The sequence below is a fragment of the Nocardia sp. NPDC056541 genome (assembly GCF_042794235.1).
GTDB lineage: Bacteria > Actinomycetota > Actinomycetes > Mycobacteriales > Mycobacteriaceae > Nocardia.
The window spans coordinates 225,419-244,643 of sequence record NZ_JBHTUD010000002.1 but is presented as its reverse complement, the minus strand read 5'-3'; the positions used below and the strand labels follow the sequence as shown (position 1 = coordinate 244,643).

Genomic DNA, 19,225 nt, shown 5'->3' with positions numbered 1-19,225 from the left:
ACACAGCACACCTTCAGCAAACCGACCTTCGGTCCACCGGCATGGCGCGACAATACCTCCGGCAAACTGGGACTATGACCAATTGAGTCGGCACGAAAGGCGACCCGTTCCACCGCTCTTTCTCACTATCGCAATAATCCCGCAAGCATCGATTCCAGGGTCTCGGGTGCCGACGACCGCTCACTGGCGCCCGGTTCACCAGAGCGGACACAGTTCGCACCGGCCGGCCACCCCGGGGACGGACTTCCACCGGCGTGGCACAGAACAGTCCGGCTACACCGGCGGCGCAGTGGACCCGAGGCACACCATTTGCTCGAATCGGAGCGATACCCTTGAGCAAGGGAGTCTTGATGGAAGGAGCTGACGTGGGGCAACTGGGCCGCATCGCGTATAGCCGCTCTGTGATCGCCCGAGGCTGAGCTCGAGCTGCCGATGTCCGAGCCGATCGACCTGGTCGATGCAGCCGAACGAACCCGCACCGCGCTCGCCAGTGCCGTGGCGGAACTCTCGCAGGCTTGGGCGTCCGGTTCTCCACCCGACCTCTCGGCGTTCCTCCCCGGAGAACCCGCGGCGCGGCACACCGTTCTGGTCGAACTGATCAAGATCGACCTCGAATACCGCTGGCTTCGGTATCACTTTCCCAAACGACTGATCGAATACCGCGCGGAATTCGCCGAGCTGCGGGATGGTCCGCTGCCCGCCGAGCTCGTCTATGAGGAATTCCATGCCGTGCGCCGCGGATCGGAGGCGACCGATGCGGCTCCCACCGCGGATGCGGTAACCGCGGGGGCGACCAGCCCCGACCTCGTGAGCGACTACCACAGCACGATCATCGCGCGTCCCGGCGCGCAGGTTCTGCTCGACGCCGTCGATGTCGGCGACCACGTCGACGACTTCGACCTCCTGATGAGGATCGGCGCCGGCGCCTTCGCCCAGGTCTATCTCGCTCGGCAACAATCGATGCAGCGACTCGTCGCGGTCAAAATCTCCCACAACCACGGCATCGAACCGCAGACTCTCGCCCAGCTCGACCACGAATACATCGTGCGCATCTTCGACCAGCGGCTCATCGCCGATGGCCAGCTGAAGCTGCTCTACATGCAGTATCTACCGGGCGGGACGCTGCTCGACGTGCTGCGGTTGCGGCGCTCGACGCCGCCGGAACGCCACGGTGGGCAACTGCTGCTCGACGCCGTCGACGAGGTCCTCGCCGCGAAGGGTGAGGTCCGGCCGACCGAATCGGCGATCCGGACCAGGACCGCGGCACTGACCTGGCCGGAGACCGTCGCCTGGCTGGGTCGCCGACTCGCGGACGCGCTGCAGCACGCGTCCGAGCGAGGGGTGCTGCATCGAGATATCAAACCCGCGAATGTGCTGCTGAGCGCCGAGGGAGTGCCGAAGTTGGCCGACTTCAACGTCAGCTTCAGCCAACGGGTCAAGGGCACCAGCCCCCTGGCCTACTTCGGCGGATCCCTGGCGTACATGTCGCCCGAACAGCTCGAAGCCTGCCATCCGGACCTGCCCGCGACCGCTTTCGATCTCGATACTCGCAGCGACATCTTCGCGCTGGCCGTCATGCTGTGGGAATTGCTCACGGGGCGGCGGCCCTTTCCTGACGAGACGTCCGCGGGCGAGTCGGAGACGTCGCTGGCCCGCATGCTCGAATTGCGGCGCCGACCGGTAGAGGCGGCATTCCTGTCGGAGCTTCCGCCGGATTGCCCCATGGCGCTGCGCCGCGTGCTCCTGAAATGCCTGTCGCCCGACCGCGAGGACCGCTATTCGTCCGGTTCGGAAGTGGCCCAGCAGTTCGACCTGTGCCTCGAGAAGAGGGCCCGCGACCTCGTCGATCCGCCGCCGGACAGTTGGCGAACGCGACTGTCGCGATGGCCCACCCTCACCCTCTGGCTGTCATCGATGGTCGGTGTCGGCCTGGCTACGCTGTACCTGGCTGTGCACGCCCAGGAACTGATCAGAGAGCGCCTGCCCGATGCCGCGAACGCGCAGATCAACAGGGGCGTGATGGTGTGCATCCTCTGTGGCTTTCTGCTGGCTGTTGTCATCTACGCCTGCATTTCACGTGATCAGCTCGAGGTTCTTCGCGGCTTGCGCAAGGGCAGACGCTACGACGAGGCAAGGCTCGCGCGGGTGCGGTCGCGGACACTGCTGTGGGGCGACCTGTGTGCGCTCAACACCCTGCTGTCCGCGCTTCTCGCCACCGGGACGGCCGTGCTGCTGCTGCGCTGGTTCACCGATCTTCCGGTGCGGCTGCAGGTCCATGCGGCGATGACTGTTCTGGTGGCGGGCACCATCTCGGTCGCCTACACCTTCTTCCTTTCCACCTTCTATCTCGTCCGCTGCGTCTATCCCCGCTACCTGCGCCACGGGCGCACAACGGAGCGCGACTCCGCCGACTTGCGCTGGCTGCGCCGCAGGACCACGGTCTACCTCGCGGTGACGGCGTCGGTGCCGGTGGTCGGGGTGCTGGCCGGATTCAGCTTTCTCGAACCCGAGGAGCTGTGGCTCGTGCGCGATTCGGTACTGGGGCTGTGCGCGGCCGGCGGGCTCGCCTTCGTCGCCGTGTACTGGTTGTTCCGGAAGCTGGACGCGGACCTGCGCGCGCTCAGCCGGGTGGTCTAGCGATCAACCCATGGCGACCTGGATCCGTCTGCCACGCCTCCCGTGCCGCAGGCAGGGAACCAACATTTCTTCACGCACATTGCACAAAAATGGCTGGCCGCCATGAAACCCATGTCGGCCAGCCTTTATCTGTGGTCCCAGCTGGTTTCGAACCGGCAGACACCAGGTCGCCGAAACCTGCTCCCACCTCGAAAAATCGGCATCGACCAGGAACTTTGCCCTCCATCGCGATCACGCAGGTATACGCACCGATAGGCAACATTGGGCTGCACTATTGCACTGAGGTTCACACGAATATTGCACGTCGAACGGCGCCAACCGGACATACGTAGAGATCCCCACATCCAGAAGGGGACTGCTGCACGGATCGGTGACATCTGATCTGTGGTGCCTACAGGCACTGCTGGAAGGATGTACACCGTGCCCAAGCCCTACCCCAAAGAGTTCCGCGACGACGTCGTCCGCGTAGCTCGTAACCGAGAACCAGGCCACAAGCTCAAGCAGATCGCGGCCGATTTCGGGATCAGCGAGTCGTGCCTGGCTGGTTGGCTCAAGCAGGCCGACGTCGAAGACGGCATAAAAACCGGAACCACGAGCGAGCAGTCCGCCGACAACGCTGAACTGCGCAAACGCATCCGGTTACTCGAGCAGGAGAACGAAGTGTTGCGCAGGGCCGCAGCCTATTTGTCGCAGGCGAACCTGCCGGGAAAATGATCTACCCGCTCGTTCGTGAGCTGGCCGCCGACGGGATTCCTGTCGCGGTGATGTGCCGGGTCCTCGATATCGCGCGCCAACCGTACTAGCGGTGGCTCGCTGATCCGGTCACCGCTGCCGATCTCGAGCAGGCGTATCGGGCCAACGCCTTGTTCGATGCGCACCGTGACGACCCCGAATTCGGGTACCGATTCCTCGCCGACGAGGCCGCCGACGCGGGCCAGCTGATGGCGGCGCGGACCGCGTGGAGGATCTGCTCGACCAACAGATCGCGATCGGCATCGAAGGCGACGTGATCCGATTGCGCGGCCTCCCCGATGACCGAATCACTGACGTCGGCAACATCGGACAGTCCGCCGTGGCCGCGTTCGACCCGGCCGGCCAGCGGCTGGTGGTCGCCCAGGAGTCCGGGCCAATGCTCATCGTTGATGCGAGGACAGGAAAGGAATCTCGCAGACTGGAGGGGCAAATCGGAGTGGGCCGTGTCGAGTTCAACAACGACGGCACGCAGTTGGCTGCCGTCGGACAGGACGGGGCGACGTGGATTTGGGACACCGACGCTGGGGAACGCATCCAAGTCCTCCGTGGGCTCGACTCCACCGCCGTGCTCACATTCAGTCCCGATGGCGGCCAGATCATGGTCGGCGGCGGCCACAGCGTGCGAGTCTTCGATCCTGTCACCGGACAAGAACTCATGAAGTTCGAATCCAAGGGTGCCGCGTGCTGCGGCGTCTTGGGCGACCAGCTCATCACCGCAACGAGTTATTCTGCGGACGGAACCCGCATTCTGATATTCCACAGCGATGGGATTATCAAGGTGCACAACGCATTTAGATCTGACATCGCCGTCCTGTGCGCCAAGCTGACCACCAATATGAGCGTCGCCGACTGGACCACGAACATCTCTTCCCGCGTCGGATATCCACGGCAATGCGAAGGGCTACCGGAGCCAGCCGGCACTGGACAAATAGTTCCCGGCAGTTGACGGCCGCATTGGGTCCCGGACCCTGCCAAGCCGACGCTGGGTACAAGTCCACCGCGGAGCACGACCCGCACGAGGCGACGGCACTGGAATCGCTCATCAATCTGCGATCGCCACGCTACCCAAGCCCCACTGCTGACAGCTGGTCAGCGCCGTCAGCCGAGAGGTCGGCAAGCGCCCCTCCGCAAGGACATAGGATCAAGCAAATGCGTTCGCGAAGGCCGTGGCGTAGCGCTGGTTGTCGCTCGGCTTCATGTCGCCGGCGACCCTGAGCAGCACCGATCCGTGCAGATGGTGGTATTCCTTCCCGAAGATCCGACTGGCGTTGTGCACCTCAGCGATGTAGTCGGCCCGTCTCTGCGCCTGTTCCGCGTTCGGCCAGACTTCGATTGTGGCACCGCAGTCGACTCCGATTACCGCGCCGCATTGGACCGCGTTGTCGTAGACCACCGCCGCATCTATATAGCCTCGTGGCCTGCCGATCAGGTTGTTCGGGTCGTTGTCTTCGGTGATGGTTACGACCTGCGCGATTGAATCCACGGCGGTGCGGAGCTTTTCTGCGACGGCTGTGGCGGACAGGGACGGGCTGGGAACCGCCGTGGTCGTTGACTTCACCGATTGAGGCTGCTCAGCGGCTCGGCCTGATGTAGACGTCAACGACGCCGCGGACACGGCGTTGTGTTCGTCGTGTGTCGATGGAATGGAACGCCAGGCGAAGATGCAGGCGGCGCCAATGCTGACTGCCGCCGCGAGGGACGCGCCGATGAGTAAGCGCCGTCGTTTTGGCACTGCGTTGTGGGTGTCGTCGGGGTTCCGAGGACTTCTTCCTTTGGGGAGCGTTGCTTGAACCGTGCCGTCAGGTCGATAGCTGGCCAGTGCGGCTTTGGCCGCGCCTGCGAGTTCGCCAGCACTGCTGTACCGGTCAGCCGGGTCTTTCGCCATGCCACGTGTGACGACGTCGTCGAACACCGGCACGATGTCGACATCTGCGTTGCTCGGCCGTGGCGGAGGCGTCGTCAGATGTGCCGAGATTTGCTGTTCGAGGCTGTCGCCGGGGAATGGCTGTTGTCCCGTCAAGCATTCGAAGAGGACGCAGGCGAGTGCGTAGACATCGGTGCGGGCGTCTGCCGATCCGCTGGTGAACCGTTCAGGTGCCATATAGGCAAAAGTGCCTATCGTGGTTCCCGTGCTCGTCAACCCGGCTTCGCCAGCGGCGCGTGCGATACCGAAGTCGATCAAGTAGGCGAAGTCGTTGTCAGTCACGAGGATGTTGGACGGCTTGATGTCCCTGTGTACGAGTCCTGCCGAATGCGCGGCATCCAACGCTGATGCGATCTGGTCTACAAGCGCGACGACGCGAGCTGCGGGTTGCGGCCCGCTGTCGGCGATGATCCGTTTGAGGTCTGAGCCTTCGATGAGGCGCATGTCCAGGTAGAGGCGGCCGTCGATTTCGCCGAAGTCGTGGATCGGGACTACGTGAGGTTCGCGCAGGCTAGCGGTGATCCGGGCTTCGAGTCGGAACCGGTCCTGAAAGTCGCGGTGGGGCGCGGCCTCCGGCGGAAGGATCTTGATTGCGACGATGCGGTCGGTGAGGGTGTCGAAGGCCTTGAAAACCTGGCCCATCCCGCCCTCGCCGAGCTTCTCGAGCAGTCGGTACCTGCCGAACGGTTTCCCATCCATGTCACTCACCCTCGCTGGCTAACCGGCACAAACTCCGCGAAGCGTACCAGCGGCGAGTTCCCCTTCTTGTCGGCGAACCGGCGCCAGCAGCGAGCTGAATTACGTCGCTGGGGCGAACGCCGATGTTGTCGACGACAGTCGGTGGTTGAGGGTCGAGACTCGGCGGTGTTCGGGCTCGACTCTGGGCGGCCAGCGGTGGTAGCTCGCGGGCTGTCTGCGCTTCAAATCCGTTGGCCGAACGTGCCGTTGGTGATTTGCGAACACACCCGCAGGCCCGAGGGCTGGACCTATCGATTCCCCGGTGCCGCCACGCTATTAATGGAAGCCGAACAGGCGACCGTCGCGCACACCCGGGTCTCGGCGGCAACCCCAAGGCATGGACTAGGGAATCCCGAAGCGGGCCACTAGGACCGCCCGCCGCATCCGGACCGGGACCTTGCTGCGCCGGGCGATCTGGGCGAGCTTGCGGCCTTCCTCCGGGGTTACCGCTCTGACGAACACATCCGGCTTGCGAGCCACCGGCACCACCTCCGACAGGCAGCGTCACCGGTCACCGGCCGCGGACCAACCTGCCACCCCCGAGCGGTTACCGCATCAACCTTCCTGGACGCGGTACTAGCCGCAGGACAGGACTCGCGGTGACTACCGCGCATCAGACGCCCTTATCCGCGGGGTGGCCGACCTCGACGACGACGCGATGCGTCAGGTGCGCCGGGCCAGCATCCACCGCAGCTACCTGGCCGAGTCGATGCGGGATGGTCCCGTCAGCGGCGAAGCCCTCGATGTCCTCGCCAACCTTGGTTTGGTCGGGACGAGTACCGCGCTGTGACGTTCCACCTCACGTCGGCTACCTGCGATACTACAGCTTGCCGATAGGATGCCTCGGCATAGAGCGCCTCAGTTCAGGCGTTGGGTATGGCCGGATGGTCCGGCGTGAGCAGAGGGTGGAATTGAGCGCAGTCGAGCAGGTGTTTCTGGAGTGCGAGCGGGCCCGATCGGACGGTGATCTGATCCAGCGAGTGTCAGCCAGCGACAAGGAGTACCACTTCCAGAACTGGGTCCAGGCCCGGATCGAGTCTTGCGGCCTTGACTTCGACGAGCCAGGACGGAACACCTACCCGGACTTTCGATTCGTTAACCATCCCGAGGGATACGAGGTCAAGGGCTTGGAGTTTCCTGGGCGCGAGGCAGACTACGACTCCAACTCCCAGGTACCGACCGGCAATCACAACGGCCGTGAGGTCTTCTACATCTTCGGGCGCTATCCAAAGGCTGAGCGCAGCGTCAACGAGTACCCGGTCGTTGATCTCGTGGTCTGCCACGGCAGCTTCCTCAACGCCGACACCGAGTACATACATAAGAATAAGTCGTTTCGCGGCTTCGGCTCCTACGGCGACATCATGGTTCGTGACCGCAAAATGTACGTCGTGCCGACCCCGTTTGCGCTGGCCTCCGGGACGGCCGGGCTCGCCACGCTGATCGTCCCTGCCGACTACCAGGTGCAGTCTGACCAACTCGTACAGGTCGGCGAACTGGAACGCGTCGAGGTCGAGGACGTGCTCGTGTCCTACGAGTTCAACATGCAGACCAACGAGATGGTCACCTACGAGGAACCGAACCCGAAAGCAGGCAATGTGCATCGCTTCCGTGCCTACCGATCTCGCGGGGCCGGCGATAGTAAGCGGGTCACACTTAACGGATCCCGCTCATGAGCGGCATCGTACCCACCCGGACCAGCTTGGAGTCCGCGTTCCCGGCCGCGATGCTCAGTGCCGTCGGAACCAAGGAATCCTGGCGCAAAGAGGTTCACCGCCCAGCGACTAGCACCCACAAGTGGTGGGCGAAGCGGCTAGGCACCGTATTCCGTGGAATCATCGTATCTGCAGTCACAGCCGAGGATGACGATGCGGCAGCCGCCTACGGATCGCGTCTAGATCTTGGCGGCGCCACCGTCTTCGATCCATTCTCCGGCTCGGGAGTTACCGGAGTTGAGGTGCTAAAACTAGGCGGACGGGCGGTCTGCTTCGACATCAACCCCGTCGCGACCTTGGTCCAGCGTCAGGCTATGCAACCTTGGAGCATGCAGAGCCTGGCAGCGGCATACAAGGCCGTCGAGTCCAGCTGCCGTGAGGAGGTAGACCGACTCCGCCGGTCTGAAGACGGCCGGACCGTCCTGTACTACTTCTGGGTCGCGACCGTCGAGTGTCCCGACTGCTCCGACACTGTGCGCCTGTTCGACTCGCCAGTTTTCTCCAAGAACGCGTATCCAAAGCGAGTGCCAAAGGCGCAGATCGTCTGTCCCGAATGCCTCACAGTGCAGGAGGGCCGGTATGACTTCGAATCCGGAAGTTGCGCCAACGGCCATACATTCACCCAGCAAGGTGCAGTCCGCGGCCAGACGGCGACCTGCCGACTGGGCCATAATTTTAAGACACTGACAGCCCTGGGCGGCCACAAGCCGGGGTACGAGATGTATGCCAAGTTGGTCTCGAACCCGGATGGATCGAAGGTCTATGAGGGCATCACCAACTGGGACCGCGATCTCTATGCTGAGTGCGTCGAGCGGCTCGCCGCTCTCCCTGACTCCGCTGTTCTACCTCAGGGAGAACTCGCGCGCGGCAACAACACCAACCAGGCGCTGAAATGGGGTTTCCGTCAGTGGCGTGACTTTTTCAACGCGCGCCAACTTGTCTCGCTGTCTCTGATCGCGACTGCAATTCGAGACCTACCCGGCTCAGCAAAGGAGCGGGAGGCTCTTTCCGCGCTGTTCTCCGGCACCCTTGAGTTCAACAACCTCTTCACCTCATTCAAAGGCGAGGGCACTGGCGCAGTCCGTCATATGTTCAGTCACCATATCCTCAAGCCGGAGCGCACGCCGCTTGAGGCTCACCCCTGGGGCACTTCGCAGTCATCCGGCTCGTTCTCCACGCTCTACAAGAGTCGGCTGCAACGAGCCCACGAGTACAAGACCGGCCCTGTGGATCTCGTCGAAGACGGCACCGAGATCAACCGCGTTACCGGGATTGCCGATCCAGTGGCCGCGACGATAGCCAACTCCTGGGACTCATTCTCAGTTGCCGATGGTCAGGCTGCCTACGTGGCGACCAGAAACTCAGCGGATACAGATTTGCCTGATGGCTCTATCGACCTTGTCGTGACGGATCCTCCGTATATGGACAATGTCCATTACGCGGAGCTGGCCGACTTCTTCCATGCGTGGCTGCAGCCGATTCAGCCCTATGCCGGGTATGCCACCACAACAACGACGAGACGCATTGGCGAGGTGCAACATGCGGACCCCGCTGAGTTCGGTAAGGCCATCGAGGCCGTATGGGCGGAATGCGCACGGGTCCTGAAGCCGGGCGGGTTGCTCGCCTTCACGTTTCACCAGGCTCGTATCAGTGGGTGGGTACAGGTAGTTGAGTCTTTGCGCCGCGCGGGCTTCGTCATCACAGCTGTCCAGCCCGTGAAGGGAGAGATGACGACGAGCATCGTGAAGGCTGGTGCTCGGGAACCATCAAATCTAGACAGTGTTGTGGTCTGCCGACGAACGGTAGACGGGGCGGCGAATCCGAACGACTCGCTTGAGGAAGCTCTCTCGACCGCGTACAAGGAGCTGAATGGGTTGCTGAACGCCGGTGTCGACGTGGGGGCCGGCGATGTGCGATCCGTCGTGCGGGGCTCCCTGTTGGCTTATCTCTCGTCAGTGGGAACTACACTTACCGACGCGGTCACTACCCGGGTGGACACACTGGCCTCCGAAGCGATCGACTCGCTGATCGTCTCCCAGAGCTCCGCTTCGGTCCTTGTCTGAGTCGTGAACTATTGGGAACGTGGATCCTGAACCTGCCGCTTGCAGCCCGAAGGTGTCTCGTGGAGGTTAGGGTGGTTATGCGAACGAAGCACGTGCTCCTATTTCTCCGGGGCGCACCGCGGTACACGCGGCCTAACCTAAAGTTGGAGAGCTTCTATGGAACTCCAACGTAACGACTCCAGCAACCGCGCTTCGAAGGTTTCCCCTGAAAACCGTTGGTGGACGGGGCTCGTGTACTGACGCCAACGCGATGGATGGCGCGTACTCGGGCCGACATGAAGTATCCGTGAATGGCCTGAATCCACAAGACCACCTAAAGCCGAGTTGATCAGGCCAGCCCAATGTCGCGCTTTCCAACCAGCGGGCGGGCACGTTCCCCATGCAGCTACGACTACGTTCATTGGACCCGATGCAGCCCGAATCCGATGCGTGACTTGCTCAGTGTCCACTGCACCCGAGAGATAGCCCAAGTCTTCGGACGATCGGGACGATACCTCGATGAGGTTACAGATGGTGAGATCTGTAGCACCCAGTACGTCTCGAAGCGTTTGTAAATTCCGCCAGGAGGTCGTGAGGAACGTCTCCTTCAGCGGCGGATTGCACAGAATCGCAAGGATCCGTGCACCTTGGCAACGGTCAATCCATTCATGCACTCGCAAATCCTGCAAGATAATATCTTCCATCCTTAACATGGCCAACGGCACATGATTCGCTCATAGCTGGTTCAGAAATGCGCTAGACCACAAGCTCGACATTCTTCCCTTCCTTGGTCGCCTCTAGCAAAATACGCTCCAGCCGTGAAAGTGCAACCGGAATCACTTTGAACGAAGATCCTGTCTTAATCGGCACCCCTAGATCGACAGCGAACGGACCCGCACCAGAGGTTGCCACAGCAATACGTTGATTATCTACTTGTATTTCTCCTACTGTGCAAATTTGCACTTTATTCTTTACCACATAACCAAATGCCCCTGGCCTCAAATCCGACGACAGGTCATTAAGCCTTCCGATGGATCGAACATTTGTAGCCCTGTTTGTCCACGCATGATCGATTGTGCCAACTTCTACAGCTTCACGCTCAACTAGACCGCTGAGATGGGAACGAGCCATAGTTCGGAACAGCCACAAATCGTATCGGTAGATTGTCTCGGCAATCGCGCGGAGCGTATCTATATCAACTATTTCAGAATCCGATCCGTGCGCCACGTCGTTGCGCCGGTTAGCAAGGTCGTCCAGGACGGATTCTGCTGTCGCATACAAGCCAACCAATACACCGAACGGGAACTCGCCGAACCCTTCGGCGTCAGTTCCACAATCCTCCAACTTGAAATCCAGCCTCGACAGCACCTGCCGCACAGTCCCAGATCTGAAATTGGAGGTATGCTTTGCCATTGCTTCTTCATTAAGAGCAATTACACCATCGAAACACGCGACCAGATCTGAAATCTCGTTCCTTAATATAACGGGGTCGAGAGGGTTGCCCTGAGCCATGTCTTGCAACCGCTTTAATGTAAGCATGAGGTGTTCCCGCTTAAGAACGTCTGGCAGACTTTCATATGTCGAATAGAGATCCTTCATCAAACGGGTTGTCACGGTAACAAGATCTCGAATGAAGCGCTCGTGCGTGCTGTAAATTTGCACGATAGCAAAAGAGTAATATTGACGACGCCATGAGGCGCCAGCAAGTATCGGAGACATCGTCCTTGCTATACCGGATATCCTATCGGACGAGCTTGCAGGGATCGCCGCTCGTAAGTCTTCAAGGCCGCCAACAATATCGAAGAAATCCGACAGATCCTTCATCGATGAATGCAGTCGCAGAACAGGTGATCGCAGATCTGCAGTGCTCAATTCGCGAACCCCTCGAGAAATCGACCGAACAAGGTGTCCCGCTTTTCCGCATCTCTAGCATTCACCTTTCGTCCATCGAATTCCACAGCATACTCGCTGTAGAATCCGGGGAGAGCTCTGCGAATATCACCGCTACGCTCCTTTAGTACATCTCCACAATGCAGTAGATCACTAAATGATCGCATTATTGGGTCGTAAGCAACGACGGTCGGGTCGCTCACCCAGAGCCATTCATCTGCACGTTTTCTGTACAACCAGAATGCTTTTGGTCCCAATACTGCCATGACCAGGTCGGATGCAGATTTGAACAACTCTTCCATCTGCAGAATAGTCCCTGCCGGCAACTTGTTTCCTGATATAAGATACTGCGTCAGAAAAGCGTCGAGTCCGCCGGTTCTCGAAAGACGACTTCGCTGACGGTGCGCAAAGAAGCGCAGAACCAGCTGTGCATCTTCCATCGTTCGATACTTCTTATTTTTGAGGAGCTCTTTCGATGGACGCCACGTTTCTGGCTGGCTCTCCTCATCCGACGTAGGAACTGGAATATCCCACATTTCACAGAATGACTGATGTCGAGATAGTCTAATGCATGCCTTATTCAGCGGTCCCGGATATAGTGCGTTCCGTGTTTCTTGCGGCGAAAGATCTTCACCACCCGTGTTGATCCGCTCGAACACGAGCTGCTTCAGCCGCTCCGCTTCACTCTCGGATTTTGCAGTTTCATGAAGAAGCACGATGGACGACAGGTACCGTCTATCAATACCCCTGCGGACCTGCTCTGGCAGTTCACTATACTTCCGACCATTGAGCTCTGCCCACTCTCTCAGACCTTCTAGAGCGAACTTGTCATCATAGAACTCCGCGATGGCGGTTAGGCGCTGCTTTCCATCCATAACCTCAAATCTGGAAAGCTCAGACTCGTAGAGAAATACCGGAGGTACAGGAACATTTATGATAAACGACTCGATTAACCGCGACCGCTTCTCAGCCCCCCATCGAGGTCGGCGTTGAAAATCTGGTTGCAAATCATAGTCGGCGCTTTGTACTAAATTGGGAATTTGCTTCAGCTGATACCGCGCCTGCTCAACGACAATTCGAATCTCTCCCCGGACATACTTGTCGTTGATCGCTTCGTCCGTATCGTTATTCTTTGCGACCACCCCATGAGAGGAGATCCGCTCGATGCGCTCACCCGGAAGTAGCTTGTCATTGGATACGGACAAAATCGCTCCTAGTTCTCCATGTTAAAGCTCTTGCAATACAACACAAGTCAAGGTCGCGCGGCTATTGGTGTGCTACCGACGATCAACATCAAAGACTCGGCAGCTCGGCACTACTATTCTCGTTGCCCGGCCCAGACAGAGCATACTCGGTCTGCAGGGTGCCTCGGTGGCGGTGCGGACACTCGCGCCAGGGCTGCCCCGACATCCCGTATAGATTCTTTGGCAGTCGCACCCCTCCCGCGCGCTTGGCATTGAGCCTGCGAAGTTCTAACTATATCGACGCCGCTATTCCCCGATCCATCGACTCGATGAACTCCACGATCCGCTCTCCTGAAGGCTGGAGGTAGGGCCGATACTCGGCGACTGCGAGAACGTAGGTCCAAGCAAGCAGTCGGTTTGGCGTTAGCAGTGGGTGGTCGGCTAGGTCGACTAGCCGTTCGGCGATTGTACGAGGTCCGTCTTGGATCGCCACCCACAGCGCGGCCTCAGCATTGACGTCGCCGATAGCGCCCAGGGGGTCGATCGTGTACCAGAGGCCAGGGCCTTGCAGAATGTTCTTGGCCTGGAGATCCGCATGGAGGACTCGGGGTCGTTCCGTTGTACGTAGGAGCTCGTCGGCCACCACTCGCGCGTCCGCAAGATGTCTGTTCCCGTCGATTCGCTGGATCGAGTCCGCGAACCGAGGGTCGTCGAAACGCTCTCTCGCCCAGCCCATCCGCATCTGGACTACGTCAGCGAGGTCTTTCAGAGCCGGCGGCTCCGGCAGGTCGGCTGAGTTGAGACGGCTGAGAAGCAGTCCATAACTCGCGGACTCGGCAGAATCGCCTCCGGGCCACGCCACGGTCCCCGGAACGATCCGCGTCATCAGGAACACACCGGTGTCCACATCATGTTGCAGGACCGACGGTGCAGCGTTGCCCGCCGCCCACCGGTCGATCATCTGCATCTCGGTGTTGCCTGCCTCGATATCGACAGGGATCTTCAGTACCGCGGCATGGCCCGATTCGACCACAGTGCAGTACGCGCAGCACGACATCGCGCCGTTGTCCGCGATGCTCTCCAAGTCCAAACCCCACCGCTCGGCGTACGCGGCCAGTTGGGCAGGGAGTGCACCAAGCCACGCGCGGCCATCATCCTCGCCGCGGAGGAAGATGATGGCCGCTTCCAGCCGTTCAGGGATTGTCGGGACGTTCATCGAGACAGCACCTCCTGGATTCGGTTGGTGAGACGATCGACGTCGTTCTCGTCGTTGTAGATGTGCGTCGCGAGCCGCAGTAGGCATTCTCCACTCGCACCGTTGCCGACCCAGGCCCGGATCTCGGCGGCTCCGAGCACATCCTTGACCTGGGGTGCTGTCACGCCGTCGAGTATGAACGAGCGAAGCCGCGGTGGCCTGAATTCCGTTGCGGCCGTGTGCCGGGCACCTACGTCGGCCAGCGCCTGGTCAGCGGTGTTGGCCAACTCGGCACAGTCATCGAGCAATCCAGACGTCTGCCATTCGAGCCATTGCCCGATCGCGGTAGCCGCGCACAGGCGAGGGACCGGGTCGAACGTCCCTGGCCAGGAGAATCGCTCGACGAGATCGGCGGAATCCCAGGTCAGCGAAACCTCTGCCGGTCGGACATCGAATTCTGTTGTGAGCCAGAGGAAGCCGACCGGACGCAACGTCGGAAACCACTTGTGGAGCGTTCCGAACACGGCCGAGGCCCCCCATAGCTCGGGCAACACGGGGATATGCCCCGGTCCGTGTGCAGCATCGACGATCAGCCGACCACCACGCTGATCGACCCACGCGCCGAGTGCCGACACAGGCATTCGAATTGCGGTTGAGGAGGTGACGGCGCTGACCTGGAGGTAGTCGACCTGGCCGGGGACCTGGCCGTCGAGGGCGGCCAGCAGTGCGGCTGTCGATTCGAGCGGTACCGGTACTGCGACCAATACGAACCGAGCTCCCGCCTTGGCACACGCGATCTCCCAGGCACGGCGGATCGACGAGTACTCGACATCGAGCACGACGACCGTGCTGTTCGGGTTGAGCGGCACCGAGGCGATGACTGCCGCTGCTGCCGATGTGGCGTTGGTACACAGCGTCATTCGGACATCGTCAATGCCGAGCGCTTGGCCCACCGATGCCGTCTGCGCGGCCAGTCGACGGGTCAGCTCGGATCCGAGATGCACAGTCGGATCGGATTCGAGCTCCTGCCGGAGCCGTTCTCCTTCCGTGGCGACCCTCCGTGATGTCAGTCCATATGACGCGTGGTTGAACTGGGTTAGTCCTTCGCGGAGCGCGAAGTCCACGACGGCGGCGGGTTTCATGGCAGCCCAGCGCGCAGAGCTGCCAGGTCGGGCACGTCGAACCGGAAGATCGCATCCGCTGCCTGGGCGGCTTCGAGCGGCACTCCCAATTCGGCGACCGCGAACGTGACAGCGTCCCACCCCGTCGGACGAGCAGCGAGCCGTTCGACCAACCCGCGCAGCAGCTCTCGCGAGTCCGCGAGCAGGAAGTCCTCGTTCGCGGCCCGCAACACCTCATCGAGGAATTCAGTCGCGGCGAACGGACCTCGCAGCGATTCGATTTCCGCCAGCTGGCACGCCAAGGTGGTCGATACCCGACCGGCCGCGGCGGATTGGCTGATGTCGGTGAAGACCGCGAAAGCATTGGCGGCGTTGGGGAACTCACCACGGAGGCCGAGTACCCGGCTGAGGTCTCGGACATGTGGCGGGTTTTCGCTAGCCACCCCGGAGGTTTGCGACATCTCCCGGAGTTGGGCGAGGAGCTCAGCGGAGCGTTCGACCTCCAAGCATGCCATCGTCTTCTTACTGAGCCAGTGCACCGCCTCGTACTCGGCGTACGGGTGCCCCGCGGAGCGGGCAACGTCGATCGCCTTCTGCAACCACTGCTCGGCCTCCATCGGCTGACCAGCGGCGAGGTGCGCGAGCCCGCGGTGACCGAAAGCGCGTGACTGCACTTCGGGCTCGGTCGACATCGCGGCCACCTGGTCGCACAGATCGACACACCGGCCGCAATCCTGGACCGGCCCACACAATGCGACCTCCGCATACAGGTTCAGCGTCTCCGCCAGCACTCCCCCGGGTTCGGGGAAATCGATCATCAGATGGTCAAGGACTTCGACGGCTTGGGCCCATCGGCAGGTCATGCGTAGGTTCCGTGCCCACAGCAGACGAACATGCGCGACCTCGGCGGAGGCTGCCGCGTCCGATTCAGCGAGCGCGAGTCCCGCCACGCACGCGTCGACGCCGCCAGCGTGATCGCCTCCGGCCGACAGACTTTCGGCCAGCAGCGCGTACGCGGCGAAATGCGGAGTGTGGTCCACCGCGATCCGTGCGAGATCACGGGCCTTCGAGACCGCTCCCAACGCGAATTGGCGACGAGCAGCTTGCAGCGCGAGCGCCCCGGCCTTGGCCCCATTGGAGGCTTCGACGGCTACAGCGGCCGCCCGCACGAACAGCTCATCGTCCCAGTCCTGTTCGGCTTCAATGATCTGCAGCAATTTGGCGTGGTGACGGCGCCACCGCGGCGCATTCGCGGCGCCGCGTTCCCGGAGCACCTGCGCGAACAACGGGTGATGAATGCGGTAGCGGTCGTATTGATTTCGTTGGTCGGCGGGTCGAACGAGATCCTGTTCGTCGAACAGGACGTGGAGTCGCTCATACACGTCGTCGATGTCGAGTCGCGTGAGCTGAGCAAGGTAGTCGACCTCGAAGCTGTACCCGATCAGCGCAGCGGTTTCGAGCAAGCGCTGATCCTCAGAGCTCAAGTAGGACAGTCGATCTTCGATTACGGCCGTGATCTGTCGCGGTGGATGATGTACGCGGTGGCGGTCGACTCGCGCCAAGGACTCCGCGAACAGCGGGTTGCCATCGCTCATCCGAACAATCCGCGACACCACGCTCGGTGAGGCACTCGGCCCGACGACCGTGCGGCGCACCAACTCCTCGGTGTCCTGCGGCGAAAGGCGCAGTAGATCGATGACCGGTGTCTCCGGCCGGTACCGGCACAATTTGAAGACTGTGCGCTGCAACGGATGCGTTTGATCAGCGGACTTCAACTGATCCGATCGGTACGCCAGGACAAGGACCAGCGGGCCCTGCACCCGCAGCGCGATGGCGGTCAGCAGGTCGATGGTGGCGGTGTCGGCCCAGTGCAGGTCGTCGAGCACCATCACCAACGGGGTGTCGGTGACGATGTCCTCGATCAGCCGCAGCAGCTGGTCGAGTCGGCTGTCCATCTCGGTCCGTTCACCGCCGGCCGCCGCGTACGTCTGCCCGGTTCTGACACCCGCCGCCAACACTTGTCCAACGACGGGCACCGATTCGATCCAGTCGGGTGCGTTTTGCTTGAACGACTGCGTGATTCGTTGCCACCGCGACGGAGATCCCGATCTCTGCGCCGACGCGGCCAACGATCGTAAGCACTCCCGCACAGCCTGGAACGAATCCGAGGCCAGCGAGTTCAGCATCGCTTGCCCATAGCCCGTAAGGAGGTGGGCAGCACTGTGCCGTTGCGCAGCTTCGTGGGCGAATCGGGTCAGCAGGCTGGTCTTCCCGACGCCCGCCTCACCGCGAAGGACGACGACCTGAGCCTCACGACTCTCCACCGAACGATCGACGGCCGCCAACAGCATCGCCAGCTCGTCAACTCGATCGACCAGTGGCGCTGGAGCACCAGTCCCCGGCACAGCATCCCCTCCCCGACGGTCCTCGCACAACTCACGTGGTTCCGTCACGAATCATAGATGCTCGCGGGCAGCCGCATCGGGAGATGTTGGGGTGCTGCAGGATTGAATCGACGGACGACCGATGCGTGCATGTCGCGGAGGTGACTGGAAGGCTGATCTGCAGAAGGAGTCGAACCAGATGAGCGAGCTTGACGAATGGGGCAGGACACCTCTCCACTACGCCGCAAGAGACGGTGACCTCGAGGCCATCAACCGATTGCTCGACGCCGAGGACGTCAACGCAGCCGATCACCATGGCTGGACACCGCTGCACTTCGCCGCACAGGACGGCCACCCGGCGGCGATAGAGCGACTCCTCGATGCCGGCGCCGATATCGACGCACTGACGGAAAAGGGTATGCCCGCCATCTACTGGGCTGCGACCTCCGCGGGCGGTGACCCGGTGGCCGCGATTCGCGTCCTACGCGCCCGCGGTGCCGACCCCACGCGCGAGACAATCCGAACCTATTTCGGCCTGCGTAGCCCCCTACACTTCATCAACGAATGGGCACATCAGGAAATCATCCAGGCCGAGTTCGCGGACCTGAACAGGTGAAGATCCCCGAAAATGAACGCTCGATCGACGGCTCGCCAGCGGGTTGCGCAACAGCAGTCGATGATTTCGCATCGAACTGCAAAAGCGATTAAGATTGATAACAGGAATTTCCGAACACAACGAACAGGACGCACAGCTATGGCGCGCAAGGTAGTTGTCACCCTTATCGACGACTTTGACGGCACCTCGATCGCCGAAGATACCGTCAGCTTCGAAATCGATGGCGCCGCTTTCGAGATCGACCTGTCCGATACCAACGCGACCAAGCTGCGCGAAACATTCGACCAGTGGCTGCCTTACGCACGCCGCGTCGGCCGCACCAAGTCCGGCGGCCGTCGCCAGTCTGCGCCGGTGGCCACTTCCTCTCGCCGGAACGATCTCGCGACGATTCGAGCGTGGGCGAGCGAGAACGGCCACACCGTTTCCAGCCGGGGCAGGATCTCCTCAGAAGTCGTCGCTGCCTACGACGCCGCGTCGGTATAGACGTCCTGTCACCATCATTCACCCCCGCACCGACTCGAGGTTTGGTCGGTGCGGGGGAGCGAGAACCGACATCCGACGCGAATCCCGAATACACCGTTGTATGGCAGGTTTCAGCGACCTCAGCCTGGGTTCGGTTACAGCACAGGTAGATTGGGTCGAATCGCCCAATACACTACACAGTCGCTGATGAGGTCACCTCGTCAGCGGAGGTCCAGAATCGGAACTGATCCGCCGGACAACAGTCGAATGCGGGACATCAGACTGAGGACGAACTCATCCCCGTTGAACGGTGTCCATCCACCGTCGTGATAGTGCTTCCTGGCCGCGTAGGACAGACAATGGCGCAGCATCAGCACGTCATCGGGCAGCGTGCCCGTCTCATTCCATTCGCTACGGATCACTTGCACCGCGTCGCCGAGCCCCTCCGGTCCGCCGAACCCCTCATAACCCGAGCATGTATACGCGAACTCGATGTGTGCCTGATCGTCGGAATTCTCCGGCGGCACCACACAGTACTCCGGCATGCGCACTTCTCCTTCGGCTTTC

At 61.4% G+C, this 19,225-nt stretch carries 17 protein-coding genes; 9 read left to right on the top strand and 8 right to left on the bottom strand.

What is annotated here, in order from left to right:
• The first annotated feature begins 432 nt into the window (after positions 1–432).
• The 3 genes from ACFQ9R_RS04060 (at position 433) to ACFQ9R_RS04050 (ending at position 4,336) form a co-directional block, all read left to right on the top strand.
• Positions 433–2,637, top strand: a complete 2,205-nt coding sequence (locus ACFQ9R_RS04060) for a serine/threonine-protein kinase (RefSeq protein WP_378988832.1) — start codon at positions 433–435, stop codon at positions 2,635–2,637.
• A 420-nt stretch (positions 2,638–3,057) separates the two neighbouring features.
• On the top strand, positions 3,058–3,351 hold the full coding sequence (locus ACFQ9R_RS04055; RefSeq protein WP_378988830.1) for a transposase: 294 nt from the start codon (positions 3,058–3,060) through the stop codon (positions 3,349–3,351).
• Positions 3,352–3,595: 244 nt separating this feature from the next.
• A complete protein-coding gene (locus ACFQ9R_RS04050) occupies positions 3,596–4,336 on the top strand; it encodes a WD40 repeat domain-containing protein (protein ID WP_378988828.1) in 741 nt (246 codons plus the stop codon).
• A gap of 195 nt (positions 4,337–4,531) precedes the next feature.
• On the opposite strand, the gene ACFQ9R_RS04045 is transcribed toward ACFQ9R_RS04050, so the two are convergent.
• A complete protein-coding gene (locus ACFQ9R_RS04045) occupies positions 4,532–6,013 on the bottom strand; it encodes a serine/threonine-protein kinase (protein ID WP_378989130.1) in 1,482 nt (493 codons plus the stop codon).
• Positions 6,014–6,394: 381 nt separating this feature from the next.
• Positions 6,395–6,532: a hypothetical protein gene (locus tag ACFQ9R_RS04040; protein ID WP_378988826.1), complete on the bottom strand. Its 138-nt coding sequence runs from the start codon at positions 6,530–6,532 to the stop codon at positions 6,395–6,397.
• A gap of 154 nt (positions 6,533–6,686) precedes the next feature.
• Here ACFQ9R_RS04040 and ACFQ9R_RS04035 point away from each other — a divergent pair, with 154 nt between their 5' ends.
• The 3 genes from ACFQ9R_RS04035 (at position 6,687) to ACFQ9R_RS04025 (ending at position 9,827) form a co-directional block, all read left to right on the top strand.
• Positions 6,687–6,842, top strand: coding sequence for a hypothetical protein (locus ACFQ9R_RS04035; RefSeq protein WP_378988824.1), 156 nt, complete (start codon positions 6,687–6,689; stop codon positions 6,840–6,842).
• Between the two features lie 121 nt (positions 6,843–6,963).
• The gene (locus ACFQ9R_RS04030) at positions 6,964–7,725 is read left to right on the top strand and encodes a hypothetical protein (RefSeq protein WP_378988822.1); all 762 of its coding nucleotides are present in this window, start codon (positions 6,964–6,966) and stop codon (positions 7,723–7,725) included.
• The gene (locus tag ACFQ9R_RS04025; protein ID WP_378988820.1) at positions 7,722–9,827 is read left to right on the top strand and encodes an SAM-dependent methyltransferase; all 2,106 of its coding nucleotides are present in this window, start codon (positions 7,722–7,724) and stop codon (positions 9,825–9,827) included. Before ACFQ9R_RS04030 ends, ACFQ9R_RS04025 begins: the two co-directional genes overlap by 4 nt.
• Before the next feature lie 735 nt (positions 9,828–10,562).
• On the opposite strand, the gene ACFQ9R_RS04020 is transcribed toward ACFQ9R_RS04025, so the two are convergent.
• The 5 genes from ACFQ9R_RS04020 to ACFQ9R_RS04000 form a co-directional block, all read right to left on the bottom strand.
• Positions 10,563–11,630: an MAE_28990/MAE_18760 family HEPN-like nuclease gene (locus ACFQ9R_RS04020; protein WP_378988818.1), complete on the bottom strand. Its 1,068-nt coding sequence runs from the start codon at positions 11,628–11,630 to the stop codon at positions 10,563–10,565.
• A 44-nt stretch (positions 11,631–11,674) separates the two neighbouring features.
• Positions 11,675–12,901 (bottom strand): DUF262 domain-containing protein, encoded by a 1,227-nt coding sequence (locus ACFQ9R_RS04015; protein WP_378988816.1) that lies wholly within the window; start codon positions 12,899–12,901, stop codon positions 11,675–11,677.
• Between the two features lie 271 nt (positions 12,902–13,172).
• Positions 13,173–14,096, bottom strand: a complete 924-nt coding sequence (locus tag ACFQ9R_RS04010; RefSeq protein WP_378988814.1) for an aminoglycoside phosphotransferase family protein — start codon at positions 14,094–14,096, stop codon at positions 13,173–13,175.
• A complete protein-coding gene (locus tag ACFQ9R_RS04005) occupies positions 14,093–15,217 on the bottom strand; it encodes an aminotransferase class V-fold PLP-dependent enzyme (RefSeq protein ID WP_378988812.1) in 1,125 nt (374 codons plus the stop codon). The genes ACFQ9R_RS04010 and ACFQ9R_RS04005 overlap by 4 nt, the downstream gene beginning before the upstream one ends.
• Complete coding sequence (locus ACFQ9R_RS04000; protein ID WP_378989129.1) at positions 15,214–17,520, bottom strand: ATP-binding protein; 2,307 nt, start codon at positions 17,518–17,520, stop codon at positions 15,214–15,216. Before ACFQ9R_RS04000 ends, ACFQ9R_RS04005 begins: the two co-directional genes overlap by 4 nt.
• Here ACFQ9R_RS04000 and ACFQ9R_RS03995 point away from each other — a divergent pair.
• The 3 genes from ACFQ9R_RS03995 (at position 17,407) to ACFQ9R_RS03985 (ending at position 18,679) form a co-directional block, all read left to right on the top strand.
• A complete protein-coding gene (locus ACFQ9R_RS03995; RefSeq protein ID WP_378989138.1) occupies positions 17,407–17,658 on the top strand; it encodes a hypothetical protein in 252 nt (83 codons plus the stop codon). The two genes, ACFQ9R_RS04000 and ACFQ9R_RS03995, sit on opposite strands and share 114 nt — an antisense overlap.
• A 121-nt stretch (positions 17,659–17,779) precedes the next feature.
• Positions 17,780–18,196 (top strand): ankyrin repeat domain-containing protein, encoded by a 417-nt coding sequence (locus ACFQ9R_RS03990; RefSeq protein ID WP_378988810.1) that lies wholly within the window; start codon positions 17,780–17,782, stop codon positions 18,194–18,196.
• A 138-nt stretch (positions 18,197–18,334) separates the two neighbouring features.
• Positions 18,335–18,679 (top strand): Lsr2 family protein, encoded by a 345-nt coding sequence (locus ACFQ9R_RS03985; RefSeq protein WP_378988808.1) that lies wholly within the window; start codon positions 18,335–18,337, stop codon positions 18,677–18,679.
• A gap of 200 nt (positions 18,680–18,879) precedes the next feature.
• Here ACFQ9R_RS03985 and ACFQ9R_RS03980 read toward each other — a convergent pair whose 3' ends face one another.
• On the bottom strand, positions 18,880–19,209 hold the full coding sequence (locus ACFQ9R_RS03980; protein ID WP_378988806.1) for a hypothetical protein: 330 nt from the start codon (positions 19,207–19,209) through the stop codon (positions 18,880–18,882).
• Positions 19,210–19,225 lie beyond the last annotated feature (16 nt).

Coding starts and splice junctions, on each gene's coding strand:
- ACFQ9R_RS04060 (WP_378988832.1), top strand. CDS start 433: ATGTCCGAGCCGATCGACCTGGTCGATGCAGCCGAACGAACCCGCACC.
- ACFQ9R_RS04045 (WP_378989130.1), bottom strand. CDS start 6,013: ATGGATGGGAAACCGTTCGGCAGGTACCGACTGCTCGAGAAGCTCGGC.
- ACFQ9R_RS04025 (WP_378988820.1), top strand. CDS start 7,722: ATGAGCGGCATCGTACCCACCCGGACCAGCTTGGAGTCCGCGTTCCCG.
- ACFQ9R_RS04020 (WP_378988818.1), bottom strand. CDS start 11,630: ATGAAGGATCTGTCGGATTTCTTCGATATTGTTGGCGGCCTTGAAGAC.
- ACFQ9R_RS04010 (WP_378988814.1), bottom strand. CDS start 14,096: ATGAACGTCCCGACAATCCCTGAACGGCTGGAAGCGGCCATCATCTTC.
- ACFQ9R_RS04005 (WP_378988812.1), bottom strand. CDS start 15,217: ATGAAACCCGCCGCCGTCGTGGACTTCGCGCTCCGCGAAGGACTAACC.
- ACFQ9R_RS03990 (WP_378988810.1), top strand. CDS start 17,780: ATGAGCGAGCTTGACGAATGGGGCAGGACACCTCTCCACTACGCCGCA.
- ACFQ9R_RS03985 (WP_378988808.1), top strand. CDS start 18,335: ATGGCGCGCAAGGTAGTTGTCACCCTTATCGACGACTTTGACGGCACC.